This window comes from Nitrosomonas sp. ANs5, assembly GCF_050584665.1.
Lineage (GTDB): Bacteria > Pseudomonadota > Gammaproteobacteria > Burkholderiales > Nitrosomonadaceae > Nitrosomonas.
This window is the reverse complement of record NZ_JBEUDO010000039.1, coordinates 1-26,230: the sequence shown is the minus strand read 5'-3', so window position 1 is coordinate 26,230 and position 26,230 is coordinate 1. Positions and strand designations below refer to the sequence as shown.

General features: G+C 54.8%; 24 protein-coding genes, 3 tRNA genes and 1 riboswitch. Of the genes, 17 read left to right on the top strand and 10 right to left on the bottom strand.

Annotation, left to right across the window (positions count from 1 at the left end):
- Positions 1–515: 515 nt before the first annotated feature.
- The 3 genes from ABTW62_RS10045 to ABTW62_RS10035 all read right to left on the bottom strand — a co-directional run bounded on the left by ABTW62_RS10045 (position 516) and on the right by ABTW62_RS10035 (position 857).
- A tRNA-His gene (locus tag ABTW62_RS10045) sits at positions 516–591 on the bottom strand.
- A 67-nt stretch (positions 592–658) separates the two neighbouring features.
- Positions 659–735 (bottom strand) — tRNA-Arg (locus tag ABTW62_RS10040).
- Positions 736–780: 45 nt separating this feature from the next.
- Positions 781–857 (bottom strand) — tRNA-Pro (locus tag ABTW62_RS10035).
- Between the two features lie 162 nt (positions 858–1,019).
- On the opposite strand from ABTW62_RS10035, the gene ABTW62_RS10030 reads away from it, so the two are divergent.
- Positions 1,020–1,748, top strand: coding sequence for an MgtC/SapB family protein (locus ABTW62_RS10030; RefSeq protein WP_430904439.1), 729 nt, complete (start codon positions 1,020–1,022; stop codon positions 1,746–1,748).
- A 36-nt stretch (positions 1,749–1,784) separates the two neighbouring features.
- On the opposite strand, the gene pyrC is transcribed toward ABTW62_RS10030, so the two are convergent.
- Together pyrC and rsmI are read right to left on the bottom strand one after the other, a co-directional pair.
- Positions 1,785–2,849, bottom strand: coding sequence for a dihydroorotase (gene pyrC, locus ABTW62_RS10025; RefSeq protein ID WP_430904438.1), 1,065 nt, complete (start codon positions 2,847–2,849; stop codon positions 1,785–1,787).
- A gap of 104 nt (positions 2,850–2,953) precedes the next feature.
- On the bottom strand, positions 2,954–3,838 hold the full coding sequence (gene rsmI, locus ABTW62_RS10020) for a 16S rRNA (cytidine(1402)-2'-O)-methyltransferase (protein ID WP_430904437.1): 885 nt from the start codon (positions 3,836–3,838) through the stop codon (positions 2,954–2,956).
- A gap of 9 nt (positions 3,839–3,847) precedes the next feature.
- On the opposite strand from rsmI, the gene ABTW62_RS10015 reads away from it, so the two are divergent.
- Positions 3,848–4,942, top strand: a complete 1,095-nt coding sequence (locus ABTW62_RS10015; RefSeq protein WP_430904436.1) for a penicillin-binding protein activator — start codon at positions 3,848–3,850, stop codon at positions 4,940–4,942.
- 7 nt (positions 4,943–4,949) lie between these two features.
- Positions 4,950–5,291, top strand: coding sequence for a YraN family protein (locus tag ABTW62_RS10010; protein WP_430904435.1), 342 nt, complete (start codon positions 4,950–4,952; stop codon positions 5,289–5,291).
- A 75-nt stretch (positions 5,292–5,366) separates the two neighbouring features.
- Here the strand turns inward: ABTW62_RS10010 and ABTW62_RS10005 are convergent, their stop codons facing one another.
- Positions 5,367–5,726, bottom strand: a complete 360-nt coding sequence (locus tag ABTW62_RS10005; RefSeq protein WP_430904434.1) for a hypothetical protein — start codon at positions 5,724–5,726, stop codon at positions 5,367–5,369.
- A 207-nt stretch (positions 5,727–5,933) separates the two neighbouring features.
- Between ABTW62_RS10005 and putA the strand changes: the two genes are divergently transcribed.
- From putA to ABTW62_RS09945, 12 genes are all read left to right on the top strand, one after another.
- Positions 5,934–9,083, top strand: a complete 3,150-nt coding sequence (putA, locus tag ABTW62_RS10000) for a bifunctional proline dehydrogenase/L-glutamate gamma-semialdehyde dehydrogenase PutA (RefSeq protein WP_430904433.1) — start codon at positions 5,934–5,936, stop codon at positions 9,081–9,083.
- Positions 9,084–9,155: 72 nt separating this feature from the next.
- Positions 9,156–9,380: riboswitch (cobalamin riboswitch) on the top strand.
- Between the two features lie 136 nt (positions 9,381–9,516).
- Positions 9,517–10,098: a hypothetical protein gene (locus tag ABTW62_RS09995; RefSeq protein WP_430904432.1), complete on the top strand. Its 582-nt coding sequence runs from the start codon at positions 9,517–9,519 to the stop codon at positions 10,096–10,098.
- Positions 10,099–10,102: 4 nt separating this feature from the next.
- Positions 10,103–10,708: a cob(I)yrinic acid a,c-diamide adenosyltransferase gene (gene cobO / locus ABTW62_RS09990; RefSeq protein WP_430904431.1), complete on the top strand. Its 606-nt coding sequence runs from the start codon at positions 10,103–10,105 to the stop codon at positions 10,706–10,708.
- 28 nt (positions 10,709–10,736) lie between these two features.
- On the top strand, positions 10,737–11,396 hold the full coding sequence (bluB, locus tag ABTW62_RS09985) for a 5,6-dimethylbenzimidazole synthase (protein ID WP_430904440.1): 660 nt from the start codon (positions 10,737–10,739) through the stop codon (positions 11,394–11,396).
- Entirely contained in the window at positions 11,393–12,295 is a 903-nt protein-coding gene (gene cbiB, locus ABTW62_RS09980) for an adenosylcobinamide-phosphate synthase CbiB (RefSeq protein WP_430904430.1), read from the top strand. Before bluB ends, cbiB begins: the two co-directional genes overlap by 4 nt.
- Positions 12,282–13,292 (top strand): threonine-phosphate decarboxylase CobD, encoded by a 1,011-nt coding sequence (gene cobD, locus ABTW62_RS09975; RefSeq protein ID WP_430904429.1) that lies wholly within the window; start codon positions 12,282–12,284, stop codon positions 13,290–13,292. Before cbiB ends, cobD begins: the two co-directional genes overlap by 14 nt.
- A gap of 15 nt (positions 13,293–13,307) precedes the next feature.
- Complete coding sequence (locus ABTW62_RS09970) at positions 13,308–14,801, top strand: cobyric acid synthase (RefSeq protein ID WP_430904428.1); 1,494 nt, start codon at positions 13,308–13,310, stop codon at positions 14,799–14,801.
- Positions 14,785–15,318: a bifunctional adenosylcobinamide kinase/adenosylcobinamide-phosphate guanylyltransferase gene (gene cobU / locus ABTW62_RS09965; protein ID WP_430904427.1), complete on the top strand. Its 534-nt coding sequence runs from the start codon at positions 14,785–14,787 to the stop codon at positions 15,316–15,318. The genes ABTW62_RS09970 and cobU overlap by 17 nt, the downstream gene beginning before the upstream one ends.
- Entirely contained in the window at positions 15,315–16,382 is a 1,068-nt protein-coding gene (gene cobT, locus ABTW62_RS09960) for a nicotinate-nucleotide--dimethylbenzimidazole phosphoribosyltransferase (RefSeq protein WP_430904426.1), read from the top strand. Before cobU ends, cobT begins: the two co-directional genes overlap by 4 nt.
- Position 16,383: 1 nt before the next feature.
- Positions 16,384–16,989, top strand: a complete 606-nt coding sequence (locus tag ABTW62_RS09955; RefSeq protein WP_430904425.1) for a histidine phosphatase family protein — start codon at positions 16,384–16,386, stop codon at positions 16,987–16,989.
- Entirely contained in the window at positions 16,986–17,717 is a 732-nt protein-coding gene (locus tag ABTW62_RS09950; RefSeq protein WP_430904424.1) for an adenosylcobinamide-GDP ribazoletransferase, read from the top strand. Before ABTW62_RS09955 ends, ABTW62_RS09950 begins: the two co-directional genes overlap by 4 nt.
- Positions 17,718–17,988: 271 nt before the next feature.
- Positions 17,989–18,420 carry a universal stress protein gene (locus ABTW62_RS09945; RefSeq protein ID WP_090414248.1) on the top strand — a complete coding sequence of 144 codons (432 nt, stop codon included), beginning with the start codon at positions 17,989–17,991 and terminating at the stop codon, positions 18,418–18,420.
- 222 nt (positions 18,421–18,642) lie between these two features.
- Here the strand turns inward: ABTW62_RS09945 and ABTW62_RS09940 are convergent, their stop codons facing one another.
- Positions 18,643–20,001, bottom strand: a complete 1,359-nt coding sequence (locus tag ABTW62_RS09940; protein ID WP_430904423.1) for a surface carbohydrate biosynthesis protein — start codon at positions 19,999–20,001, stop codon at positions 18,643–18,645.
- Positions 20,002–20,333: 332 nt separating this feature from the next.
- On the opposite strand from ABTW62_RS09940, the gene ABTW62_RS09935 reads away from it, so the two are divergent.
- Together ABTW62_RS09935 and ABTW62_RS09930 are read left to right on the top strand one after the other, a co-directional pair.
- Positions 20,334–21,596 carry a hypothetical protein gene (locus ABTW62_RS09935; protein WP_430904422.1) on the top strand — a complete coding sequence of 421 codons (1,263 nt, stop codon included), beginning with the start codon at positions 20,334–20,336 and terminating at the stop codon, positions 21,594–21,596.
- A gap of 1 nt (position 21,597) precedes the next feature.
- Positions 21,598–22,452: an Hsp33 family molecular chaperone HslO gene (locus tag ABTW62_RS09930; RefSeq protein WP_430904421.1), complete on the top strand. Its 855-nt coding sequence runs from the start codon at positions 21,598–21,600 to the stop codon at positions 22,450–22,452.
- A gap of 104 nt (positions 22,453–22,556) precedes the next feature.
- Here the strand turns inward: ABTW62_RS09930 and ABTW62_RS09925 are convergent, their stop codons facing one another.
- The 3 genes from ABTW62_RS09925 to ABTW62_RS09915 form a co-directional block, all read right to left on the bottom strand.
- Complete coding sequence (locus ABTW62_RS09925) at positions 22,557–24,458, bottom strand: hypothetical protein (RefSeq protein ID WP_430904420.1); 1,902 nt, start codon at positions 24,456–24,458, stop codon at positions 22,557–22,559.
- Positions 24,459–24,547: 89 nt separating this feature from the next.
- Positions 24,548–25,555 (bottom strand): catalase family peroxidase, encoded by a 1,008-nt coding sequence (locus ABTW62_RS09920; RefSeq protein ID WP_430904419.1) that lies wholly within the window; start codon positions 25,553–25,555, stop codon positions 24,548–24,550.
- Positions 25,556–25,627: 72 nt separating this feature from the next.
- Complete coding sequence (locus tag ABTW62_RS09915) at positions 25,628–25,990, bottom strand: group I truncated hemoglobin (protein ID WP_430904418.1); 363 nt, start codon at positions 25,988–25,990, stop codon at positions 25,628–25,630.
- Between the last annotated feature and the right edge of the window lie 240 nt (positions 25,991–26,230).

The window sequence follows — 26,230 nt, the reverse complement described above, 5'->3', positions numbered from 1 at the left end:
GCAGGTTTAAAAAAAAATAAACACTCTTTTTCAATTGAAACGAAAATAAATTTAAATATAAAGAATATCAACGACTTACTGAATCATCGCAAAATGTAGAGAAATTAAATCCGATTGGCAGCGCTGCCTGGCATCAGGTGCTTGTTCTTTACGGGCACGTTGCCCAGACGAAATCGTTTGCCTCAATCAAGACAAGATTGGGCATTAAAACTGGAGCTGCAAATGGGAGTCGAAAGGGCTACCGGCTCGCGCCAATGCCTCGGCAGGCAGGTCAGATACTCAACTTGCTCGGTATTTTCAAGTACTTTTTTCAACTTGTGACAACCTTGCTACTTGGCTAATTAGTTTGCAGTGTGCTCGGCCTGACCGCAGCAAGGCGGACTGACGTTCACTGCAGTCACGCCGACAAGCGCGGCAGTTTAAAGGAGTTGTGTTTTTTTTGAGGGAAAATTCCCGCAGACAGCGGGATATTTAGACAGACTGCTATTTATGATGCAGCTTGCTGAATCTATTATTGGGGTGGCTGATGGGGCTCGAACCCACGACAACCGGAATCACAATCCGGGACTCTACCAACTGAGCTACAGCCACCATAGATTAGAAGTCAGAACGACATATTCCAATCTGTTTGCTCATTGAAACAAGACCAGCATTTCACTGGCGTGCCCGACAGGAATCGAACCTGTAACCCCCAGCTTAGAAGGCTGGTGCTCTATCCGGTTGAGCTACGGGCACTGCGACTCAAACCGGGCCCTGGCCCGAATCAATGAAGCATAAAATTGGTCGGGGTGGAGAGATTTGAACTCCCGACATCCTGGTCCCAAACCAGGCGCGCTACCAGGCTACGCTACACCCCGGAAAAGACGGCTACTATACCTATTTAGCAGGCCCGCGTCAAATTGATCTTGCATAATCGCTCAAAACATTGCTCTCGGCCATGCAGGGTGCAGATGAACGATACATGCTGATATCGTATCATAGCCAGGATCAAGACCAACACTGAGAACAAAAGGGAAAGCATGGAAGCCATTCAAAATATCAATCTCCAATCATTGCTTGATAGCCTGATCAGCCTGACCACTGCCTTTATCCTGGGCGGAGTAATTGGCCTGGAGCGCCAAGTACGGCAGCGCACTGCTGGTCTACGCACCAACGTGCTGGTTTGTGTGGGCGCGGCTTTATTTGTCGATATTGCCGTCCGTTTTCATGAGATCCATGGCGGCACGCCCTCTGCGCTGCATGTCATTGCCTATGTCGTATCAGGGGTCGGTTTTCTTGGCGCAGGCGTCATCATGCGGGAAGAAGGCAATGTGCGAGGAATCAACACTGCAGCCACACTATGGGGGTCGGCCGCAGTGGGATGTGCTGCCGGCGCGGATTTATGGCTGGAAGCAGTGATGGGTGCCCTTTTTGTGCTGGCAGCCAATACCCTTCTGCGCCCCATCGTCAACCGTGTCGATCGCCAGCCAATTGACATCGAATCGGTTGAAGCGACCTATACCTTTCACGTGATTGCCCTGCGCAATCAACGCAAGGAAGCATTGGCCTTGCTCGAGCGAAGCTTCGAATCGGCCGGTATTCCTTTGCGGGATATCGAGGTGCATGCGTTTGGTACGCACGAAATTGAAATCGAATCGACGCTTCTGCCCACCTCCATTGATGGCGAGGAGCTGGATGCACTGGTTAAACACATACGCATGGAAGATTACGTCAGCCAGGCTTTTTGGAGTCCCAGCACAACAGAATGAGCTTGCCAATTTCTGGCAGCCTGTCACTAACAAGAATCAATCGAAATTGCCTTCGGACAATTTCCATTCCAGCATCTCCCCTGCTCCGAGCGGCACCAGGGTGTCGTTTGCATACTCCAATTGTTGAGGGATGCGCCAGCTTTCCTTGACCAGCGAAACACGATCCTGATTACGGGGCAGCCGATAGAAATCCGGCCCATGAAAACTGGCAAAGGCCTCGAGACGATCCAATTTTCCCGCTTGCTCGAAAATCTGTGCGTAAATCTCGATCGCGGCATGCGCGCTATAGATACCCGCACAACCACAAGCGGATTCCTTGTCCGATCTTGGATGCGGGGCACTGTCCGTGCCCAGAAAAAACTTACGACTCCCGTTGGTCGCCGCGCTGAGCAACGCGCGACGGTGAACCTCACGTTTAAGAACCGGCAGACAGTAATGATGAGGATGCAGACCGCCAGCCAGCAACGCGTTGCGGTTCAACAGCAGATGGTGAGCGGTGATGGTCGCTGCAATGTGACTGGAAGCCGACTGTACAAAATCGACCGCATCACGGGTCGTAATATGTTCAAACACGATGCGTAACTCCGGAAAACGTTGCATAAGCGGAATTAACACGCGTTCAATAAAGACTTTCTCGCGGTCGAATATATCCACTTCGGGATCGACGACTTCCCCATGCACCAGCAAGGGCATATCATGCCGCTCCATCATTTCCAGCACGGGATAGCAACGCGTGATATCCGTGACACCCGCATCGGAGTGCGTCGTGGCGCCTGCCGGATAAAGCTTGACAGCATGCACGACACCGCTCATTTTAGCTCGCTCGATTTCAGTAGGTGGTGTGCTATCCGTCAGGTAGAGCGTCATCAATGGCTGAAATCGGCCGGACAGTTCATCCGGCAACGCCGAGAGAATGCGCGCATAATAAGCCACAGCTTGTTCGGTGGTCGTCACGGGAGGTTTAAGATTAGGCATGATAATTGCACGTGCGAAGCGCCGTGCCGTATCGGGCAAGACGGCTTGCATAGCCCGCCCATCGCGCAGGTGCAAGTGCCAATCGTCAGGACGGATCAGGGTTAGCATGGTGGGTTGTGAAATCATCTTGGCAGCTTCCTCGCTTTAATCATGGGTAAAATAAGGCGCAGTCAGCGTGCAAGAATGCAAGACCGCAGCGCGCAATGTACTTGCCGTCCGGGAGAAACAGATCAGACTTCATTCTCCGGCATCGACTTCTGCTTCTCCAATGCCAATGCATACAACTGCTTACGATTTTCACCGGTAATTTCGGCTGCCAGTTGAACCGCCTGCTTCAAGGACAATTCTTTTTGCAAAATCATCAAGATCTGCTTGGCCTCCAGACTGATATCCGTTTCCCGTTCGGGCTTGCTGGCTGGTGAGAGCAACAAAACAAATTCACCTTTCAAGCGATTCGCATCCGCCTGCAGCCAGTCGAGGGCGTCACCCAGCGCGCAGGTATGGATTGTTTCAAAAAGTTTGGTCAGCTCCCGGGCAAAGGTTATTTCGCGTGCCTGGCCGAATACCGCAATCATGTCGGCCACACTTTCGAGCACGCGATGCGGTGCTTCGTAAAAGACCAGAATGCAGGCATATAAATTTTTCAAGGCAGCGAGTTTACGTTGTCGTTCCCCGCTTTTCACCGGCAAAAATCCATGAAAAAAGAAATGCGGGGCGATCAATCCAGATGCGGACAACGCGCACAAGGCGGCATTCGCACCAGGAATGGGCACCACTTGGAAACCTTGTTCACGTGCCACACGTACCAGCCATGCGCCAGGATCGGAAATGCCGGGCGTACCGGCGTCAGTAATCAATGCAATCGATTTATTGCCCTTAAGTAGCTCGATAATTTTTTCGGCGACCCTGGCCTCATTATGCTGATGCAAAGGCATGATACGAGCTTGCACCGCGTGACGGGCCAGCAGTTTATGTGCATTCTGAACATGCTCGGCTACAATGATATCAACCGTGGAAAGTACTTGCAGTGCACGCAAAGTGATGTCGCATAAATTTCCGATCGGCGTAGCAACCACATATAATGTCCCTTTGGATTTTTCTTCTGCATTCAGCATGCTTTTGCCATGAAAAGATTACTTGGGTATTTCTGGATATGGATGGCTGCACTATACGGCAGTCCTGCTGCTTTTTCCAATCCGCCTGATCCCGCCAGCCTAACGAATCCGGCGCATCCGGCCGGCCATGGCCCCGCTTACCAAATTGCACTGCTATTGCCGCTCGATGCCCCGGCGCTCAAGCAAGCCGCCCAGGCATTGCAAATGGGATTTTTCGCTGCCGCCGGGCGGGAATCCCCGATATCGACCGGGATACGTGTTTATCCCACGACAGGTCAAGCCCAGGACATACTCGAAAGCTACCAGGAGGCAATTCAGGATGGCGTCGAAATGGTGGTGGGCCCCCTTACCCGCAACGGGGTAAACGCACTGGCTGCCAGTCAAATAGTGACAGTTCCCACGTTGACGCTCAATGCTTCGGCCATTGAAGATATCGATCCCCCTTCGCACCTTTATTTGTTTGGGATGAATACCGCCGATGAAGCAAGACATATTGCCCAGTTGGCAGCCGCCAATGCGAGTCCCCACGCTGTCATTGTCACCGATCGCAGTGAATTGTCGAAAAGACTCAAAGCAGCTTTTGCCGATGAATGGATCCGGGCTGACAATATCACTTCAGCCGAAGAATTCGAACTTGGCAGCCAGGATAAGCTTGCCCAGCTTTACCGTCACACATCCGAACAGGACAATATCGTCTTTCTCGCACTGAATGGCTTCAGCAGCCGGGCTGTCCGGTTATTCATTCATCCCGCCATACCGGTATATGCAACTTCGCTGGTATTTACTGGCAGCAGTGATCCCACCTATTTCCAGGAACTGGACGCAGTGCAATTCACCGAGATGCCCTGGTTGTTGCAGCTGGAGCCGGCAGACATCCAACACTACCGGCAGCCGGACATGCCAACCGATACAAATCTCCAGCGGTTTTATGCATTGGGAATCGATGCTTTTCAGTTAGCGCTGCGCATGCTGCATACGCATACGCCTGAAAATATCGCGTTTGCTGGTGCAACCGGACATATTCACTACGAATCGCCCAATCAGTTCAATCGCAGGCAAATTCCCGCAGTCTTCAGACAAGGCCGCGTAATTCCACATAATTAGCCGCACGATGCAAAACAAAGGGCATGAAGCTGAACGCCGGGCTGAGAATTTTCTGCAACAGCAGAAACTAAGGTTGTTGGAAAGAAACTACCACTGCCGTTTTGGTGAAATCGATCTGATCATGCAAGAAGGCGACACCCTCGTATTTGTCGAAGTCAGAATGCGTACCAGTCATTTTTATGGCGGTGCTGCTGCGAGCATCACAGCGGCCAAGCAAGCAAAACTGATCAAAACCGCCCGCCATTATCTTTCCAGGCATAATGCCGACCGGCCCTGTCGCTTCGATGCCATCCTGATCTCTGGCAACCTGGAAATAGAATGGGTTCAGAATGCATTCGATGAGTACTGACACTCGGAAAGTCAGGGAGTGTCCTGCCGGCCAACCGGGCGACGGCACTTAGCTACCGAATCTGGCAGCTGCCCATCAGGGCAAAGACGAGTCTTCGCTGCGATCCCAGTGGAATTTATGAAGGATGCGGTGCACAATAGGCGCAAGGATCATGCCCATCGTCGTCACAAATATCAGACCCGTACATAACCCGTAAAAACCGACAAAAAGCTTCCCTGCAAGCGTTTGTGGCAAGGTAGCCGGCCCCATTCCGCCAAGTATCATGGTCGTGTTGAACACAGCGTCATGCCAGGCAATGCCTTCGAAATAAATATATCCACTGACGCCGACAATCAATGACACCGCGATCACGCCTGCTGCGGCAAAGATATGCAACAGCAGTCTCCGTACAAACTTGGGACGTGATAGGGGTGGTTTGGATTTTGGTTCGTACATGAATACACCCGGAAATTTCGATTGATTGCTATGGTACAGCGCTAATATAGGGTCATGAAAAGCATACATCGTTATTTCTATATGCCACTATACAATTTCAGCCGGATGTATGTAGCGCGGGATAATCCCACGTCAGTTTTAGGGTACGTCAACGCACTGCCCGTTCGGCTAAAGATTTCAGATTAAAAACAAGAACCCTTCACCACTATGTTGAATGACATATCAGACCAGCCCGCCAGTGCTACCCGTGCCGCAATCAATCTGGCCTATCTACGAGATGAAGACGCACAGCTTGCAATCCTGTTGCCTCTCGTAAGACTGGGAGATCAGGAACAGGCGCAAGCAGCGATGCGGGCGCGACAGCTCGTCCAAACAGTACGTAAATTGGCGCGAACTCGCAGCGGTATCGAAAGCATCCTCCAAGCATATGATTTAAGCACACAAGAAGGCGTATTGCTCATGTCCCTGGCGGAAGCGTTGCTGCGCATTCCGGATGCTGCGACCACCGATGCGCTAATCCGGGACAAATTTACAAATACTGACTGGGGTCGCCACCCAGACCGCCGATCCTCCCATCTTATCAACCTGACGGCCCTGGGATTGCAACTGGCGGGTTGGCTGGTCGGGCCAAAATCTCCCGCATGGCTCGACCGTTTGATGCAGGCTGGAAGCCTGCCGCTGATTCGTATGACGATCAAGCAGACAATGCGCCTCATTGGCCACCACTTCGTTCTGGGTAAAACTATCGATACAGCGTTATCGCGCAGCCACCACCGAAAAAACCGTCATTTTCGCTACTCCTTCGACATGCTCGGCGAAGCCGCACTCACAGCCAGCGATGCAAAACGCTACCTGGCAGCCTACCAGGATGCCATCACCGCGTTGGGTACGCAGGCCGGCCAGGCTGGACTGTTTGAACGTCCCAGCATCTCGGTCAAACTTTCCGCACTGCATCCCCGCTATGAATACAGTCAGCAACAGCGTATCCATGAAGAATTGTCGCCTCGCTTGCTGGAACTGGCACTGGCCGCCAAGGCCGCCAATATCAGCATGACAATTGACGCTGAAGAAACGGAACGACTCGATTTAATGCTTGATATATTTGCAAGCGTTTACTGCAATCGTCTGCTGACGGGCTGGAATGGTTTCGGGCTGGCCGTCCAGGCTTATCAGAAACGAGCGATTCACGTCATTGACTGGCTGGCACGATTGGCTGATGCGCATCAACGCCCGATTCCTGTTCGCCTGATTAAAGGCGCCTATTGGGACACCGAGATCAAACTGGCTCAGGAGCGGGGCCTCGAGGGCTACCCGGTTTTCACGCGCAAAGCCGCGACCGATATTTCTTACCTTGCTTGCGCCCAGCGCCTGCTTGATCATGGCACGCTTTTCTATCCCCAATTCGCTACGCATAATGCCCATACTGTCGCAGCATTGATCGTCATGGCCGGGGAACGCGCCTTCGAATTCCAGCGCTTGCATGGGATGGGGGAAACGCTTTACCACACAGTGCTCAAGCACCATCCTCAATTCAGCTGTCGCGTCTACGCACCGGTCGGCGACCACAAAACGCTGCTTCCCTACCTAGTCAGGCGTCTATTGGAAAATGGCGCCAACAGTTCTTTCGTCAATCAAATCGCGAACGAGCAGATCGCTCTCGAGGAAATCGTCGCTAACCCGCTCGATAAACTGGTCAGCTCCGCACTGCACATTCCCGCACCACGCCATCTCTATGCCGGTGAGCGACTCAATTCCAGTGGTCTCAATCTGGCCGATAATGCCGTACAGCTCCACCTCAAACAGGCATGGGAAAAAGTGGGCAGACAATCATGGCAGGCCAATCCGATTGTCAATGGTCGCAAGCTGACAGGCAATACCTACCTCATCCGTAATCCTGCCGACCGGGATGATATTGTTGGCGAAGTGTCGCTGGCCAACTCCGAGGTTGCTGACGAGGCGCTTGACGCGGCTCATCAGGCTGCCTCCGGCTGGGCCAGCAGCGATATCAACATGCGTGCTGCTTGTTTGGAACAGGCTGCAAAGCTGCTTGAAGCGCAAATGATCGAACTCATGTCGCTGATTATCCGTGAAGGGGGACGCACGATTCCAGACGCGCTCAACGAAGTGCGCGAGGCAATTGATTTTTGCCGCTATTACGCAGTCCAGGCACGCCAGCACTTTCCTCACCCTGTTACGCTTCCCGGCGTGACCGGAGAAAGCAATCAGTTACACTGGGCAGGGCGAGGCGTTTTCATATGCATCAGCCCATGGAATTTTCCGGTCGCTATTTTCACTGGCCAGATTGCAGCCGCACTCGTGGCAGGGAACAGCGTCATCGCCAAACCGGCGGCACCGACTCCGCTCTCTGCCGCCTACCTGATAAACTTACTGCATCAAGCCGGTATCCCCGAAACAGTATTGCACTTCATGCCTGGCAGCGGCAGCCAGATTGGCATGCAGCTAGTCAGCGACCCGCGCATTGCAGGTGTTGCCTTTACCGGATCAATCAGCACCGCACGGCAGATCAACCAGGCACTGGCGCAACGCGAACGCATTCTACCTTTCATTGCCGAAACCGGTGGTCAAAACTGCATGCTCGTTGACAGTTCGGCCCTGCCCGAACAAGTCGTGAAAGATGTCATCGCCTCGTCCTTCAACAGTGCTGGGCAGCGTTGTTCGGCCTTGCGTGTACTTTATCTGCAACAGGAAATCGCACCCCGAATTATCGCAATGCTAAGTGGTGCGATGGATGAATTACGCCTTGGCAATCCTATGCAGCTCAGCACTGACATCGGCCCGGTGATCAGTGATTCCGCCCGTGCCGAGCTGCTGCAGCATTGCGAACGCATGCATCGAGAAGCCCATCTGATCAAGGCCCTACAGCGACCACCCGCCTGCGCATCGGGCAGCTTCTTCCCGCCCCATGTTTACGAAATCGAAAGACTTGACCAACTGCAACATGAAGTATTCGGTCCGGTTTTGCATATCATTCGATATTCGGCCAACCAGTTGGATGAGGTGATAGCAGCCATCAATCGCAGCGGTTACGGACTCACGCTCGGGATCCACAGCCGTATCGAAAGCAGAATTGATTACATTCAGCGGCATACTCGCTGCGGCAATACCTACGCCAACCGCAACATGGTTGGGGCCGTGGTCGGTTCGCAACCATTTGGCGGCGAGGGCCTCTCAGGGACCGGTCCCAAGGCCGGTGGCCCGCATTATCTGCAGCGGTTTGCCACCGAACGCGTGATCACGATCAACACGGCCGCGGTGGGAGGAAATGCTGCATTATTGTCGGACGGAGAAAGCGGAAATAAGTGCCCAATGCACAAATCGGATCCCAACAGCAATTAACCACTGGCTGCCTGCTGTTTGCTTCGACGGTCTGTCTGCAAAACTTGACACCCCTGCTGCATTTGGTTAGGCTGCGCCTCACTTACCTCGGGTGCCTGCCAGGCGATTCACGCCAGCAAGGTTAAACGGGAAGCTGGTGCGTTTTGATTCGTTTCAGACTATGCCAGCACTGCCCCCGCAACGGTAAATGAGTTAGTGATCCGCATCATGCCACTGTGTATAACTACACGGGAAGGCGCAGATCAGGAATATATTCCGCTCATGAGTCCGGAGACCGGCCTGAAGTAAACTTTACGGTATTGCGGAGGGTAATTACCGGCATTCCGGTCGGCTTGTGCACAACCGATCACCGGGTTCATTTCTGGATTCCCCCGCAAATCGTACTGGCCACGATTTCATCGTCCAACGATCAACCTAAACCAAGAGTCTAGAAATGTTCACTTTATCCACTCGCAGCCAAATAAGCATTGGTCTGGTGCTGGCCGCACTGATGATCATTACACGCGGGCATCACTTTGCGTCATTACATTCCCTACCCGGTGCTTCCTGGGCAGTTTTCTTTCTGGCTGGCGTCTACCTGCGTTCGGCTTGGCCATTGTTGGGGCTGTTTGCGCTCAGTTGGGGGCTCGACTTCGCGGCTTATACCTGGGGCGGCACCCGCGGATTTTGCCTGACACCGGCCTATGTATTTTTATTGCCAGCCTATGCTTCACTATGGCTGGCTGGCCGGTGGTACGCCAATTACCATCAATTTACCTGGCGCACCCTGATGCCACTTTTTTTCAGTGCAACAGCCGGTCTGATTCTGTGCGAGCTGTTTTCCAGCGGCGGCTTTTATTTCTATTCCGGCCGTTTCACCGATACCAGCATGGTTGAATTTGGCCACCGGCTGAGCCAGTTTTTCCCAATGTATATTGAATCGTTTCTGTTCTATATGGGATTGGCTGGCTTGGTGCATGTCACCTTCGCATTGATCCATCGCCAGATCGACCCACACAGCACCATAACCGGCTAACGCGATGACAGATGCCGAACGCACGCAGCGTCACCGTCAACGCATGCAACGCAAGAAGGTAATCGTCGATGCCTCGATTGCGCGCGCCGACCAGACGAAGGGCTTGTTGCTGGTCCTCACCGGCAACGGAAAAGGCAAATCCAGTTCGGCCTTTGGCATGATTGCACGCGCCTTGGGGCATGGGATGCGGGTGGGTGTGGCGCAATTCATCAAGGGCCGTTCGGATACCGGCGAGGAAGCTTTCTTCCGGCGCCAGCAGGATGTGATCTGGCACGTGCTGGGAGAAGGCTTCACTTGGGATACCCAGAATCTGGAACGAGATACCGCAACCGCACAACGCGGCTGGCGCGTGGTGCAGGACATGCTGCGCGATCCAGCACTGGATTTGATCGTGCTGGATGAGCTGACTTATCCGCTCAAATTCGGCTGGCTGGATTTGGGTACGGTACTGAATGATCTGGAAAATCGTCCGCCCATGCAACATGTCGTCATTACCGGGCGCGCAGCCCCCGAAGCGCTATGTGAAGCGGCTGACACGGTCACTGAAATGCGTGATAGCAAGCATGCCTTCCGTGCCGGCATCGCTGCCCAACCAGGCATCGATTTGTAAGAGTGGCCAGATCATTTATCGCATCCGCATGAGTGTCACCAACCACCGTTACAGTGCAAGCGAGCGCGCCGCAGTTTACCGGGTCATTGCCGAGCGCCGGGACATGCGCCATTTTGTTCCGAATCCGGTTGATCCACTTGTGTTGAAACGCTTGCTCACCGCCGCGCATCAGGCGCCAAGCGTGGGTCTGATGCAACCCTGGCGATTTATCCGGATCACTGAGCACCGGTTGCGTCTTGCTCTAGCCGCCCTGGTTGAAGAGGAGCGCATGCGCACGGCCGATGCGCTGGCAGAACGCGCCGATCAATTCATGCGCCTGAAGGTGGAAGGCATCCGTGAATGCGGAGAACTGCTCGTTGCCGTATTGGCTGACAAGCGCGAGCGACATATTTTTGGCCGGCGCACATTGCCGGAAATGGACCTGGCTTCGGTCGCCTGCGCCATCCAGAACCTATGGCTGGCGGCACGCGCCGAAGGGCTGGGCATGGGTTGGGTTTCGCTGTTTGACCCTGCTCAGCTTGCCCAGTTGCTGAACCTGCCGGCCGGCAGCAAACCGGTTGCCATTCTATGCCTCGGCCATGTGCAGGCCTTCTACCCTGCCCCAATGCTAAAACTGACAGGCTGGGCAGCAGAACGCAACCTGGATGAATTGATATTCCACAATGGCTGGGGCAATCTCGAGCCATGAGTACCACGCTGGCTGTAGCGGCAGCTTTGTTGCTGGATGCGTGGCTGGGGGAAGCGCGCCGCTTTCATCCGCTGGTCGGATTCGGAAAACTGGCAAATTTCGCGGAACGCTATCTCTACGCCGATTCCCGCGCATTAGGCAGTGCGGCAGTGCTGCTGCTGATTATGCCCTGGACGCTGCTCATGATTTTACTTGGATTCACAACCTGGCATGTTGCCATCGATATCCTGGTGCTCTATCTGGCACTCGGCTGGCATAGCCTGGGTGCCCATGCCGGCCAGGTCATGCAGAGGTTGCACAAGGATGATCTGGCCGGCGCGCGTCAACAGGTAGGGTGGATGGTAAGCCGCGACACGGCAGACCTGAGTCAGACGGGTGTCACGCAGGCCACCATAGAATCTGTTCTCGAGAACGGAAATGACGCGATATTTGGTGCGATTTTCTGGTTTATTGTAGCCGGTGCGCCAGGCGCCTTGCTCTATCGCTTGGTCAATACACTGGATGCCATGTGGGGTTATCGTAATGCGCGCTATGATCGTTTTGGCTGGGCGGCAGCCCGGCTGGATGATTGCCTGAATTTTATCCCGGCACGACTGACTGCGCTCAGCTATGCGTTAGCAGGCAATGTGCGCCACGCCATGGCCTGTTGGCACAGGCAAGGGGCAGCCTGGAAAAGTCCCAATGCCGGGCCGGTCATGGCGGCAGGCGCAGGCAGCCTCCAGCTGACACTCGGCGGATCCGCCCGTTATCACGGCAAGCTGGAAATCCGCCCGCTTCTGGGCACCGGAGACGCACCCGGAATTGACGATATCGGCCGGGCATTGGGATTGATCAAGCGCACGCTGCTGCTCTGGCTGATGATTCTCTGTGCAGGAGAATGGTTAATTGGACATCTTTGAGCAATCTGAACAGCCAGCCGCCCTGCATCATGGCGGACGCTTGCGGGCAGCCGCGGCCCGTTACGCTATTCCCCTGGAAAGCTGGCTCGATCTCTCCACTGGGATCAATGTCAATGGCTGGCCTGTCAGAACACCACCCGCCTCCACCTGGGTGCGCTTGCCTGAAGAGGAAGACGAGTTGAATGCCAGCGCGTGCCGCTACTATGGGGCGGAAGCCGTATTACCGGTCGCCGGCTCGCAGGCTGCCATTCAGGCCCTGCCGCAACTGCGCGCGGCATCGCATGTCAGTGTACTGAATCCCGGCTATGCCGAACACGCACATGCCTGGCAACGCAATCGGCATACAGTGACTGCCGTGACGCCAGCGCAAATCGATGCAGCCCTGGCAACCTCCGATGTACTGGTTATCATTCATCCCAACAACCCAACTGGCGACGTATTTTCAACTGCACAGCTGCTCGCCTGGCATGCGCAGCTCGCTGAACGTGGCGGCTGGTTGATCGTGGACGAGGCCTTCATGGATGCCACGCCCGAATCCAGCCTGGCTCCCCATGCATGGATGCCGGGTCTGATCGTATTGCGATCTTTAGGTAAATTCTTTGGACTGGCCGGTGCCCGGGTGGGCTTTGTGTGCGCCCACCCGCAATTGCTGACCAGGCTCAATCATTTGCTCGGCCCGTGGACTGTCAACGCACCGGCGCGCTGGATGGCGATAGCGGCGCTGCAAGATGACGCCTGGCACGAGCGAACCCGCCAGCGCCTGTTGCAGGACAGCCGGCGCTTACAGGCACTGCTGTGCCGGCATGGTCTGGTTCCTACCAGCGGCAGCGCTTTTTTTCAATGGATACGCACGGATCGGGCCGCTGAAATTTTTGCAGGGCTGGCTTCCCAAGGGATCCTGACCCGGCTTTTCAACCAACCGGACAGCTTGCGCCTGGGCCTGCCTGGTTCCGAGTCTGAATGGCAGCGGCTGGCCAGCGCGCTGGCCATGCTATAGCGCCGCAAACATCATATGAACAGCCAAACACTCATGATCCAAGGCACCACCTCGGATGCTGGCAAAAGCATGCTGGTGACCGCCTTGTGCCGTTGGCTGGCACGCCAGCAGATCCGCGTCGCGCCTTTCAAGCCGCAGAATATGGCACTCAACAGCGCAGTTACGATCGATGGCGGGGAAATCGGCCGCGCCCAAGCAGTACAGGCCTATGCCGCCGGACTGGTGCCGCATACTGACATGAACCCGGTATTGCTCAAACCCAGCACGGATAAGAATGCCCAGGTCATCATCCATGGCCAGGCGATTGCCACCATGGATGCAAGCGGTTTCCACAATTACAAATCGATTGCACGGACCGCCGTGCTGGCCTCCCACGCTCGGCTGGCCACCCAGTATGACAGGATTATTGTGGAAGGCGCCGGTTCGCCAGCAGAAATCAATTTGCGCGCAAACGACATTGCCAATATGGGATTTGCTGAAGCAGTCGACTGTCCGGTCATTTTGATCGCAGACATTGACCGTGGCGGCGTATTTGCTCATCTAGCCGGCACTTTGGCATTACTCAGCGAAAGTGAATGCGCACGCGTCAAGGGTTTTGTCATCAATCGCTTTCGTGGCGACATCTCCTTGCTGCAGCCCGGCCTCGACTGGCTGGCAGCCTACACCGGCAAACCGGTACTGGGCGTGCTGCCCTATTTTCAGGGACTGCATCTCGAAGCGGAAGACGCCTTGCCCCACACGCCCGGGCCGGTTATGGCAGACGAGTCTGATAGGCTGCAGGTGGTTGTACCGGTCTTGCCGCGCATCAGCAACCATACCGACTTCGATCCGCTGCGTCTGCATCCACGGGTCAATCTCCGCTTCATCGGACCTGACCAAACCCTTCCGCCAGCCGATCTGATGATTCTGCCTGGCTCCAAAAACGTGCGTGCCGACTTGGCATGGCTGCGCAAACAAGGCTGGGAAGTGGCCATCAGACACCACTTGCGCTACGGCGGTAAATTGATCGGTATCTGTGGCGGTTACCAGATGCTGGGAAAATGGATTCATGACCCCGAGGGGCTGGAAGACGATGCGGGCAGTACCCATGGCCTGGCACTGTTTGAGATGGATACCACCTTATATCCCGAGAAGCAACTGGGCAACGTGTGCGGCACGCTTGCCCATCAAGGTGCGGCAATGACCGGCTATGAAATTCATCACGGGGTGACTGTTTTCCAGGAAACCTACTCTCCGGCCGTCCATCTCGCGCAACGGACAGATGGCGCCTTGAGCGCAGATGGACAGATCATGGGCTGCTATCTGCACGGCCTGTTCGAATCGGCCGATGCGTGCCGCGCACTCTTGCACTGGGCCGGGCTGACTGATCACCCGCCAGCCCCTGATTACCAGGCCCTGCGCGATTCCGCGATCAATCGTCTGGCTGACGGTGTTGAACAGCATCTGGACACGAACCGCCTCTATCAGCTACTCAACCTACAAGGCATGGCCCATGACCGACAGCCATAAACTCCTGATACTGGGCGGTGTGCGCTCCGGCAAAAGCCGTCTGGCCGAGCATCTGGCGATCGAGAGCCGCATGCCGGTCACTTATCTCGCGACCGCCACCATCGGTGATGCCGAAATGCAGGCAAGAATTGACCTGCATCGCGCCAACCGCCCCGCTCATTGGCATGTAATCGAAGAGCCGCTGCGACTGGCAACAACACTCAGTCAATCCGCTGCAGCCAATCGTTGCCTTCTGGTCGACTGCCTGACGCTCTGGCTGACCAACCTGCTGTTGCAGCCCGACAGCAATATACTGGAGAACGAGATTGCCGCATTGCTGGCCGTCTTGCCAACCTTGCCTGGCCGCATCATCCTGGTCAGCAACGAAACCAATATGGGCGTCACACCTATGGGTGAACTGAGCCGCCGTTACTGTGATCAGGCAGGCAGACTGCATCAACTCGTCGCCCAACAATGCCAGCAAGTGATTCTGATGGTGGCCGGTCTGCCGCATACACTCAAGGGAGATCCACTTTGATCATTGACAGCACAGTCGACTGGTTGCAACACCCCCCTGCACCGGTGAGTGATCAATTTCGCCAGTCAGCCCTCCAGCATCAGGCGCAGCTGACCAAACCCCCCGGTGCACTCGGCCGCCTGGAGGAGATCGTGGTCCAACTGGCTGCGATGCAGCACACATTGCATCCCAATGTCGATCATGTACAGATTGCAATTTTTGCGGCCGACCATGGCATAGCCGCCGAAAATATTTCTGCCTTTCCCCAATCGGTCACCTGCGAGATGATCAAAAACTTTGCTGCCGGGGGAGCGGCCATCAATGTGCTGGCGCATGCCCTGGGTGCGCAGCTGGAGATTATCAACCTGGGCACCGTACACTCGACCGACAGGCTGAACGATGTCCGGCATTATCACCTAGGGCCCGGTACCGCCAACTTCCTGCATACTGCCGCGATGAGTGAACATCAGCTGGCCGCCGCGCTCAATGCTGGGCGCATCTCTGCCGAGCAAGCACAGGTCAATAAAAAGCAATTGCTGATTGTGGGCGAAATGGGAATTGGCAACACCACCAGTGCGGCCGCGCTTGCCAGCCTGTTGTTGAACATGCCACCGGCACAACTGGCAGGCGCTGGCACCGGACTGGATAGCACAGGCATTACCCATAAGGCGCAGGTCATCGAGCAGGCGCTGGCATTGCACACGCCGCACATACATACCCCCCTGGAAGCATTGCGCCGGGTAGGCGGGTTCGAGATTGCGGCATTGACAGGCGCTTATCTGCGTGCGGCACAACTGGGATTGCCAGTGCTGGTCGATGGCTTTATCAGTTCCGTTGCCGCACTCACGGCCGAACGGATTTGCATTGGCAGTAAGCGCTGGCAACTCTATGCCCACCAGTCGCCCGAAATCGGCCATGCCCATATCCTGCAGGCGCTCGATGCCAGGCCACTGATAGATTTGGGCATGCGCCTGGGCGAAGCCAGCGGTGCGGCCGTGGCGCTCAATCTGCTGCGCCTGGCTTGCGCCCTGCACAATCAAATGGCGACTTTCTCAGCGGCCCAGGTTTCGACCAAGCAACGATAATATGGTGACCCAAGCAACGATTGATTTGCTCAGGCATGGTGAAACCACCGGCGGCATGCGTTATTGTGGCAGTACCGATCATGCCCTGACTGAGACGGGGTGGCGGCAAATGTGGGCGAGTGTCGAGCGCACGCCCATGCAATGGCAGCATATCATCACCTCTCCCTTGCAACGATGCGCGCGGTTTGCGCAAGCCCTGGCCGAGCGCTGCGCAATTCCACTCATCGAGGAAGCGCGCCTACGGGAAATTCATCTCGGTGCCTGGGAAGGACGTTCGGCGGCCGAGCTGATGCTCACCGATGCGGCAGCGCTGGCAAGATTCTGGCAGAACCCGCTCGATCACCCGCCCCCTCAGGCGGAGCATCTGCTGGCTTTCAGGGCCCGCATTCTGGCGACTTGGCATGACATTCAGGTACGGTTTGCGGGCCAGCATATCCTGCTAGTCACCCACAGCGGCGTCATGCGCATGTTGGTGTGCCATATTCAGCAACGGCCCATGCAGCATTTGCTGGAAATCGAGGTGCCCTACGCCGCCATGAAAACGGTTGAGGTGATATGGCATGACAAGAGCTGCCAGGCGACACTGAAAACTGGTCATTCGGCATGATAGAGCCCTTTCTGATTGCAGTGCAATTCCTCACCCGGTTGCCGGTGCCGTTATCAGCCCTGCCGAAGGCAAAGGCCATCGGCTATTCCCTGTCGTTTTATCCCTTGATTGGCCTGCTGATCGGATCCTTGCTGAGTGGATTCGGCTGGCTATTGTGCGATGCCCCGCCCATGGTGGCGGCTGCGTTGTTGCTCGCTGGCTGGGTTCTGCTCACCGGCGGACTGCATCTGGATGGCCTTGCCGACAGCGCAGATGCCTGGATTGGCGGCATGGGCAATACCGAGAAAACATTGGCCATCATGAAGGATCCCAACTGTGGCCCGGCAGGTGTAACTGCCATCACGCTGGGACTGCTGCTCAAATTTGCTGCGCTGCACAGCCTGTTCATCAGCCAGGAATGGATTCCGCTGCTGTATGCCACCCTACTGGCCAGAACGCTGATACCGCTTCTGTTCTTAACCACCCCCTATGTTCGCAGTCATGGCCTGGGCACTCCACTGGCAGCCCAGCAACCCCGCCACTTGAACGTTCTCATTATCACTGCCACCCCTTCCCTGATGCTGTGGATGACCGGTTTCGGTTATTTTTGGCTGGTCATGACAGCCATTCTGGTATTCATACTTCTACGCGCAATGATGATGCAGCGTATTCAAGGCACAACCGGCGATACCGCAGGCGCATTGATCGAAGTGACGGAAACCGGTGTCTTGCTGGCAGCCGTTGTCTAATCGAAATTGGAGGAGGCTGACTGGCCTGAGACAGGCCTATTTTGCGATCTCGGCCCAATCGCAACAAATTATGAGTGCTTCCGAGTAAAATACGTCCGTGAGACACTGAGTCAATTCAAACGAGTCATCGCACAGCGTATAAAGCCATTCAAACGATTTGCCGCATCGACAAATTCCAGAATTACGGTGGCGCTATATATGCCGTGATGACGAATGCGTTCAGTATTTCCCTAAATTTGAGTTACTGATTAAAAATAACGAGGATCTTATTATGACGATTGCCCTGATTGCCTTTGATGGCTCCGAGAATGCCATGCGTGCCATTGAAAAAATGCTTGATACGGTCGATACCAGCACACTGCATGCGCATGTGCTCAATGTGTGCGAACCGATCAAAGTGAGTGAAGTCATTTTCAAAGACACCTTCGCGGACATGCAAGCCATTGACAAGGCGCGCAAGGAAGAGGGACTGGCTTTAATGGCAGCGGCAAAAGCGCGACTCGAAAGCGCCGGAATCAAGCATGATTTACATGTACGCTTTGGCGACCCTGCCGAAACCATTACCGAATTCGCGCGCACGCAGCAATGCAACTTGATCGTCATCGGCACTCGGGGCCTGGGTGCAATCAAGAACCTGCTGCTTGGATCAGTTGCCAGCAAGGTGCTTCATCTCACCGAAACACCGATCTTGCTCGTCAAGTAACGCGGCATATCTCTGCTGACAGCAGGGTAAAATCTGGATTCGTGAGTTGGGCACTTATTGGCACGCTACTATCATGCTTGATCTGCCCAATGATGGGCTGAGCGATTTTTTTGGGATGCACTGCTTGATGTTTGGGCCACATGGCAATTCTGCAACTAGCTAGGCCTCTCCCCACGCCACGGCAGTTTGCCTGCACCCACAAAACCGCATAAGTTGTTTGGCTCAACTGACAAATCCAGGTTGAATTTGGAAAACATCGGCCAACAAGGGGCTGACCTTGGGCACCGCAGCCAGACCCAGACAATGGGCCAGGCGATTGACACGATACTGCACCTCGGCATCATCGGTGGGTGGAAACATATGCGCTATGTAGGGCTGGTAATTGGCCGTGCCAGGAATATGGCGGCTGATGCCCGCAACCAACCGGCGCCCGTATAGAACCAGCCGGGCTGCAGTCAATTCCGAACCCTCCACGTCGCATGCCAGCAATGGTTGAAGAGCGTCCAGAATACGTTCGCTGGCCAGTTCAGGTGCATCAAAAGTCGCCAGCGCCCGATTCAGCAGCGCCCGGCGTGCAGGATCCTCGATCTGATCACGAAAGCTGCCAGTCCGGTCCTGGATACAGGCCGCCACCCGGTCTGCCAACTCAGCGATATTTCTGGCTTCGAGACTGATGCCGTTAGGCAAAGGATGATCATACTGGTCCGAAACCACTGGCCGGTAGGCAATGGCCGGGCACTCAAGCTGACAGGCTTCGATAGCAGTGGTGCAGCCATTGTGGATGACCGCATCGGCTGCCATCAACCAGGGCACGACATTACCCTCGCGGTCGATCGCCAGATTGGGCAAACCTGCGGCCAATTCATCCCACACCGCGCGGTTTTCACTCGGGTGTGGGCGCAGCACGAAACATGTACTGGGCAATGCCCGGATGAGGTCAGGCAGGGTTGCCAGGAAAGCGTTATAGAGCTCCCACTTATGGCGCGCAAACCCAGCGCGTGAATGCCCGGATCCCCCTTCACGCAGCCACTTGAGATGGCGATTCTGGCGCGGCTGGTAGTGATTGACACGCGAGAAATTGGTATTGATCAGAACAAAACGCCCATGCCGCTGGCGGATCGCATTCAGCTCATCGTCAAAACAGTTGCGAAACACTGGGCGCAACAAATCCGTACGCGGATTACCGGCCAGTGCGATCGGGGTATCTGAGTAATCGGGGTGGTCCCGCCAAGCCGCCGCATTGGCTTCACCCCACGCTATCAGCAGCGAAGGGAGATTCAAGTTGGGACCGTGAATTTTGGTGCGCCAATATATTTCTGGCGAAGCCCATACCAAGCCCTCTTCATCCCAGACCGCCAATTTGTGGCCCAGCAGCTTCGGCATGGCTAGGCTTAGCCGGCTGCGCCCGGTCAGGCTCTTTCCCACATATACCGCTGGATCGAACCGGTGCAGATTGAGATCGATCGGTTTTTTACTGCCCACGACACTTGTAATGCCGCGCGCGGCCGCTAGCACGGCCAACAGCAGCTTGGCATCCAGTTCGCGTGAGCGCGTTTCACAAGGCAAGATCAACCAGCGCATGAATTATCAATCCAGGGGAACTTGTAAAAACCTGTTATTCTAGCATAATGGGTCGGCCAGAATTCCACACGCCAGTCTCAGAAAACCGTTGGTTCAGCTGCATTTTTTCTTGAATGCATCCGGTTGGTCCGATAAAATGCGCCCTTTTATACTTCGGCATGGCATACGGCGGGTGCCATCTGACACTGCCATTCAGCAGCTTTCATTGGCATGGAAAAATGATTGAAAGCTGGGCTGTTTATAAAATTCTCTTTAACTGATAAGTCCCTAACTGGCAAACTCCCCCCTGCCAGAGCATCTCGCTCGTTTGCTGCAGTTGTTTGCCCACCTAAATGATGAAAGCCCTGTTTTTTCTACGGCATTACAATGATGTGGACCATATCACCCCGGTTATTACGCGTTGGGTTGAATCCGGCAATATATGCGATGTGGTGCTGATCGGGTTCGACCGCTTCCAGCACGATTATCGCATCGCGCATCTCAGCCAATACGCATCTGTCAGGCTTGCGCATATCCGGGATGTGATTTCGGGCCCGCTCTACCTGGCCTGGCGTCTGCAAATGGTGCCGGTACTGAATACCTTTCACCGGTCCTCACTGAAAGCGTCTGTAGAGGTGGTCAACAAACTCTGGCCAAAGAGAAGAAGGGAAGCGCTATGGCGGCGGGTCAGCCGGCAGCTGCTTGACCGCACTTTCGGTCATGACGGCCGTGGCGTGATCGCATTCGACTGGGTTGAACGCAACACGACCATCGCCACGGAATGGATAGAAATACTATTGACCATGGCCCGGGCGCGGGGATTATCAACGGTATCGCTTCCGCATGGCGACAGCCCGCATGCCAATCGGCTCATTCGGCGCAATGAGCGGCGGCCGGGACCGGACCCGGTATTTTCGGCTGCTGCCATGTTCGATAAGGTCGTCGTACCAAATGAACTATGCGCCACCCGTTTCCGCCCCTTTATGAAACATGAAGACGTGGTTGTACTGGGCTCGCCGCGTTACTGCGACGAATGGCTGACCCGGTTAGCGGATATCACGCCGCCATCGCCCCTGGTGCGTGACGACAGCCGGTTCAAGATGGTGCTGTTCCTTCGCAAGGCGACCTTTACCACTTTCTGGGAAGAAGTTGGAATCGTCATTCATATGCTGGCGGATTTTCCGGACCTGGAATTGGTCATCAAGCCACATACCCGCGGAGGCTGGCAACAGCGGCTGACATGGGACCGCTCGATCCGCCGCCGCGCCAATGTCCGCATTGCCGACAGCAATCTGCATTCGCCACACCTCATCGACTGGGCGGATGCCATCATGGATGTGGCCACATCCGTCTCATTCGAAGCGGTTAAACTGAACAAACCGGTATTGGCCGCCGACTATTTGCACGCCGGCCGCTCGGTCGTTGCCGACTATATGCCAGAAACCGCCCTGAATTGCCGCGATGATGTTTACTATAAAACCGAGGCTTTGCTACGCAATGGCGGCAAGAATTTCTATAACACTGCCAACCGCCAACGATTTATTCATGAAATAATCGATCAGGGCAAGCCAGACATACTGCTCCGCTATGTGCAGTTTCTATCCCGGGAAACTTGAAATGAACAATTACGTACAACGTTTTTTACTGGAAAACCTGGATATTCGAGGTGCCATCGTGCATCTTGACAGCGTATGGCAGCAAATGCTGCAAGACCGTCATTATCCCGCGCCTGTCATGCAGCTGCTGGGGGAAATGAGCGCAACCACACTGCTGCTGGGAGACAATCTCAAACAACCTGGGCGCTTGACTGTCCAGCTGAAAGGCAATGGACCCGTCTCCATGCTGGTCATCGATTGCAACGAAAGTCTGCGTTTACGCGGCATGGCAAAATACGCTCCGCCCATCACAGCACAACCGGTACCCGATTTACTGGGCCATGGCCAGCTGGTTCTGACGCTGGACATGGCATCGATGCGTGAAGCCTATCAGAGCATAGTGCCGCTCGATGGTGAAACGGTTGTCGAAATTTTTGAACATTATTTCCGGCAATCCGAACAACTGCCTTCCCGCCTGTTTCTGGTCACCTCGGATGACGCCATTTTCGGCATTCTCCTGCAAAAACTGCCGGCCGCTGATCAGCTGGATCCGGATGGCTGGACGCGTGCTGGCATACTGGCGGCAACCGTGCAGGAGCAAACCATGTTCAATCAGACTGCCGAAACAATACTCTCCAGCCTGTTTGCCGAAGAAGCTGTACGTATTTTTGACGCACGTACCGTCAACTATGGCTGTCAGGATGATCCAGCCAAAATCTACGGAATGTTGCAATCACTCGGCCGCGAGGAAATCAACGCCATTTTGCAGGAACATGGAGAAGTTGTCGTACACGACGATATTTGCAACAAGGAATATCGCTTTGATGCACTGACCATCGATGCCATCTTTCGTGAAGCCGGGCCAACGGTACATTGACGATATGCCTCTATATGATTGCCGCTAATACATGCATGCGCCACTCGCCACTGCAACTCATTCAGCAGGCTGTCGATAAATGCTTTCGGAAAAATACTGGCCAGTCACGCCCCCAGGAGGATGGAGTGAATTTCCACGCCATAGCGGCGCACCAAATCCTGCTTGGCTTGTTTATAGGCTTCACTCTCACCTTTGTGGGTAGTGCGATCCACGTAGCGGCGGGCCAGTTCTTCGGTAATGACATCCAGAAACAACTCGGCCAGCAATAACCGCGCTCCATCCTTGAAATGCCCCTGCCCGTTCAGATACAGGCGGACTGTGGGTGCTTCGGTATTGATGAGTATCATGCGATCCTCGATACTATAAACAGCCCTGTCGACATCATTGTTAAGGTTCTTGAGCGCGTACCCCCTGAACAAATCCGTAGTATTATCCATCGCCCAGGGGTTGCGAGGTTTCCCGGATGGATTGCCATGACCTTTACCGGCCGCATTCTCCGCGATGATGACTTCGCACGCAGCGGAATAAGGGCCACAGTTGACTTGTATTTTTCCACTGGCACCGATTTCTGAACCGGTCACCGTCCATTCCAGGCGGCCATCATCGGCCAGCTCTACCACGCTCAGTGCTTCCATCGCAGGCCGGATCGAAACACTTTCTGGCAACGCATAACTGAAAGACAGGATATCCTGATCCATCAGCCGGCTGCGGTCTGCCCGCATGACTACATGAAAAGCATGTCCTACTTGCCGGTAATAAAACGGTGTGCCAAAACGCAGTACCGCTGGCTGCCCTGTTCCAAAAGATCGATACTGGCCTGAACCGGTGCCGGGGGGCAGGATGATTTTCAGCTCATGGCTGGCGATCTGATTCACCCGTTGCAGCAAGCGCTCAATCAAGTTTTGGGTTCGCCTGGAAGTGGTGGCGTGATCAACATGGCTCAGCCTGATCTGCTCTCTTTTGACAACATCGGCTATCCTGTGGCTGACGGCATCGGCAAAAGCGGCTACAAACGGCTCTTTCAGATTGAGCCCCTCACGTTCATCGCTGATCACGGAATGGCCGCTGGCCAGCATTTCGGCCAAAGCCGGACAGATTACGCTGCCAAACAGGTACTCGGTACCCAATTGATTTTCGAATTGAAAGAATTGGCAATCAAAAACCGCCGTGCCTGAAATCACCAGCAGCCCATTGGTGCGCTCATCGCCCTTGAGAACCAGGTCGGTATGGCTCGCCTTTTTCAGGGTTAATGAATACCAATAGCTGCACGCCTTGTACATGAAGCTGCCCTGTTCCTCGGGACCAATCAGCAGCTCCGACTCTGGCTCTTTATATTTCAGCTGGAGGCTGGTTCGGTGCCTGCCTTTCTTGCTCAGATTGATTATCTCGACTGTCCGGCGCTGCAGAATGTCTCTCAAATAAATATTATTCGTGATGGCAGTCACCAGAGAGGCAAAGTAAGGAATATTGGTTTGCGGGTTATCGACCACGATATGCACCCGCGTGCCATTGCTGTCTAGCGGGATGCCCAGGCGCAAATAATCTTTCTCCTCAGCCGACCTGTCCTGGTCCCAATCCTCAAACAGGTACTGGCCATCTTCGGCGCGAAACAAGTCCACCCTGCTGAGCATGCCCGCCTGCACCGATTCAATCCAGCCATATCCCAGCCCATAGATGGCCTGCTTCAGGCCGCGCCCAAAGAACCCCCTGCCACCCGCCTCGCCACGGGCCATTTGGCTATGCGCCCCGCCATAAGACAACACCGCATGGATTTGAGGAAACGACATGCCCTCGGCATGATCGCAAACCGTCAACAGTGCACCATTCTGGTGCCGTTCGTAACTGATAATGATTGTGTCGCTGATGAGCGGGCCAGCATGCTCAAGGCGTGAATAGCTGTCATCACTGTTGGTAATGAGCTCCACCAGCGCTTTCTCGATTGAAGCGAAGCGGCGTGAATCGATGTCAATGACGCGCTGATCTACAGGTAATACTGAAACAGCCATGGCGACCGTCCTTTATATGCCTAAAAATGCTCAAAGCTCGGTGCTCAATCCATAGCCCTTGAGCCTGCTCATCCTGCTTGATCGCCATATCAGTCTCCGCCAAGCCGTTTCCCGGATGAAATCGCGTAGGCGGATGAACGGAACAACAGGATCGGGTCATTGGCCGGTGCGATGCCATCTGTCATCACAAGCGGATCGAAATTGATTTTTTCACATGCCGCGCCTTTCTGTGGCATCGCCGAAGTGATGGTCAATGTACCGATCTTGAGTGTTTCTCGATCTTCGGGCCATGACAGGGTGGGGTTGTCCTCAGGATCGCCGGGTTGGCCGATCGTCAGAATCATGTCCCAGCGAACCGGGCCGAGCCTGACTCGTTCAATCAGCTTTTGCTCCAGAAAATCCGGCGGCAGGCGGTTGATCTCGTCGTCGGATAGCCGTTTTTCCCCGTCCTGCGGCACAAAGCGCCAGCGAACCAGGGTTGACTGTTGCGCATCATTAATGAACTTAAAGGCATGAATACCAAAGTAGCTGCTGTTGCTCCAGCTGACCGGCGGGTTGTGACTGGCCAGGAAATCGGCCTGCGGCAAGCTGTCGGGATGATTTGCCCGGAATCGCTTGATTTTTTCCGGATCGGGTTTGCCGGTGGCTGGGTCCGGTTGCTTGGCGACAATAGCATTCAAGAAAGTCTGAGGCGTCGCCGCACCAAAAACCGGTGTGTTGAGCATGGTCATATGCTGCAGGCCGCCATCCGGCAGCTTGATCTGCAATGCCATGCCGCGTGGCGTTCTGGCAGTATCCGGTATTTTTGGGTTACCACCAGGCAAAGAGAAACGCGCCACCACCGGCAGAGGCTTGCCTGAAAACAACGGGGAACGGGTATAAGCCCGCGCGCTGGGCAAACCCACAAACTCGCCAGCCGCGCAGGTGCCCTTGATGTGATTGCGGCGTTCACCCGGATGTACGCCAAAGGTACGTTCCATTGCGGTTGTCACCCGTTCAGCCGTGACTGCCTGCTCCGCTGCCAGGCAAAAAGGGGTGGTGAGCAGCAGGAACCCACCTAACATCCAACCTGATAAATGCTGTTTCTGAACAAACATATCAGCTCCTTTTGAGGCTAAATCAATCGGTCACGGCCCTGGAATGGCCACCCATCACATCAATCAGGCCATTCAGACCCGCACAATCTCAGGCTTGAGAGAATACGAGATCATCAGCAGCTCTTCTCTTTCGCGCTGGCCGACATTGTGCGCATCCAGCGCTTCCATGATGTCGTCGAGCACGGCAACAAACTCTTCCTCGCTGATATTCATGCCACGGTGGGCCGTCAGCATATCGCGCCCGGTGTATGTCTGTGGCCCGCCCGTACCCGAGCAGATAAACTCGGTCACCAGACGGATAACATCATCCCGATCACTGGCCGCGTAGCGTGTCTGGATAGTCCTGTTGCTCTGATGTTTGTCGAAAATAGTCGTAGCGAGCGCCCGGATACGTTCCTCGCCGCCCAGCCGCTCGTAAAGCGTGGTTTCGGACATGGTTCTTCTCCTCTTAATAGTATTTGTCGCGTCTAAATAAAATAAAGCAAATACGTCGTTAAGGAAAGAGGGGAAATGGAATCCGGGTTAAACAACAACTCGATATTGAGCCAAAAGCTGACTGGATTGAGCCATGCGAACAGATTACAAGTTGGACAGGCAGTCTGACATAACTATTACCTTACCGCCCTTTGCGGCGTTCTGAAAATGATAAAGATGGCCACAAAGGGCAACGTCCCC

Excerpts from the sequence above, each read along its gene's own strand:
- ABTW62_RS09935 (WP_430904422.1), top strand. The coding sequence starts at position 20,334 with ATGATGAAAGCCCTGTTTTTTCTACGGCATTACAATGATGTGGACCAT.
- ABTW62_RS09915 (WP_430904418.1), bottom strand. The coding sequence starts at position 25,990 with ATGTCCGAAACCACGCTTTACGAGCGGCTGGGCGGCGAGGAACGTATC.
- ABTW62_RS10015 (WP_430904436.1), top strand. The coding sequence starts at position 3,848 with ATGAAAAGATTACTTGGGTATTTCTGGATATGGATGGCTGCACTATAC.
- ABTW62_RS10005 (WP_430904434.1), bottom strand. The coding sequence starts at position 5,726 with ATGTACGAACCAAAATCCAAACCACCCCTATCACGTCCCAAGTTTGTA.
- cbiB (WP_430904430.1), top strand. The coding sequence starts at position 11,393 with ATGAGTACCACGCTGGCTGTAGCGGCAGCTTTGTTGCTGGATGCGTGG.
- ABTW62_RS09930 (WP_430904421.1), top strand. The coding sequence starts at position 21,598 with ATGAACAATTACGTACAACGTTTTTTACTGGAAAACCTGGATATTCGA.
- ABTW62_RS09970 (WP_430904428.1), top strand. The coding sequence starts at position 13,308 with ATGAACAGCCAAACACTCATGATCCAAGGCACCACCTCGGATGCTGGC.
- ABTW62_RS09955 (WP_430904425.1), top strand. The coding sequence starts at position 16,384 with ATGGTGACCCAAGCAACGATTGATTTGCTCAGGCATGGTGAAACCACC.
- ABTW62_RS09925 (WP_430904420.1), bottom strand. The coding sequence starts at position 24,458 with ATGGCTGTTTCAGTATTACCTGTAGATCAGCGCGTCATTGACATCGAT.
- pyrC (WP_430904438.1), bottom strand. The coding sequence starts at position 2,849 with ATGATTTCACAACCCACCATGCTAACCCTGATCCGTCCTGACGATTGG.
- rsmI (WP_430904437.1), bottom strand. The coding sequence starts at position 3,838 with ATGCTGAATGCAGAAGAAAAATCCAAAGGGACATTATATGTGGTTGCT.
- cobO (WP_430904431.1), top strand. The coding sequence starts at position 10,103 with ATGACAGATGCCGAACGCACGCAGCGTCACCGTCAACGCATGCAACGC.
- ABTW62_RS09950 (WP_430904424.1), top strand. The coding sequence starts at position 16,986 with ATGATAGAGCCCTTTCTGATTGCAGTGCAATTCCTCACCCGGTTGCCG.
- ABTW62_RS09940 (WP_430904423.1), bottom strand. The coding sequence starts at position 20,001 with ATGCGCTGGTTGATCTTGCCTTGTGAAACGCGCTCACGCGAACTGGAT.
- cobU (WP_430904427.1), top strand. The coding sequence starts at position 14,785 with ATGACCGACAGCCATAAACTCCTGATACTGGGCGGTGTGCGCTCCGGC.
- ABTW62_RS10030 (WP_430904439.1), top strand. The coding sequence starts at position 1,020 with ATGGAAGCCATTCAAAATATCAATCTCCAATCATTGCTTGATAGCCTG.
- ABTW62_RS09945 (WP_090414248.1), top strand. The coding sequence starts at position 17,989 with ATGACGATTGCCCTGATTGCCTTTGATGGCTCCGAGAATGCCATGCGT.
- ABTW62_RS10010 (WP_430904435.1), top strand. The coding sequence starts at position 4,950 with ATGCAAAACAAAGGGCATGAAGCTGAACGCCGGGCTGAGAATTTTCTG.
- ABTW62_RS09995 (WP_430904432.1), top strand. The coding sequence starts at position 9,517 with ATGTTCACTTTATCCACTCGCAGCCAAATAAGCATTGGTCTGGTGCTG.
- putA (WP_430904433.1), top strand. The coding sequence starts at position 5,934 with ATGTTGAATGACATATCAGACCAGCCCGCCAGTGCTACCCGTGCCGCA.
- bluB (WP_430904440.1), top strand. The coding sequence starts at position 10,737 with ATGAGTGTCACCAACCACCGTTACAGTGCAAGCGAGCGCGCCGCAGTT.
- ABTW62_RS09920 (WP_430904419.1), bottom strand. The coding sequence starts at position 25,555 with ATGTTTGTTCAGAAACAGCATTTATCAGGTTGGATGTTAGGTGGGTTC.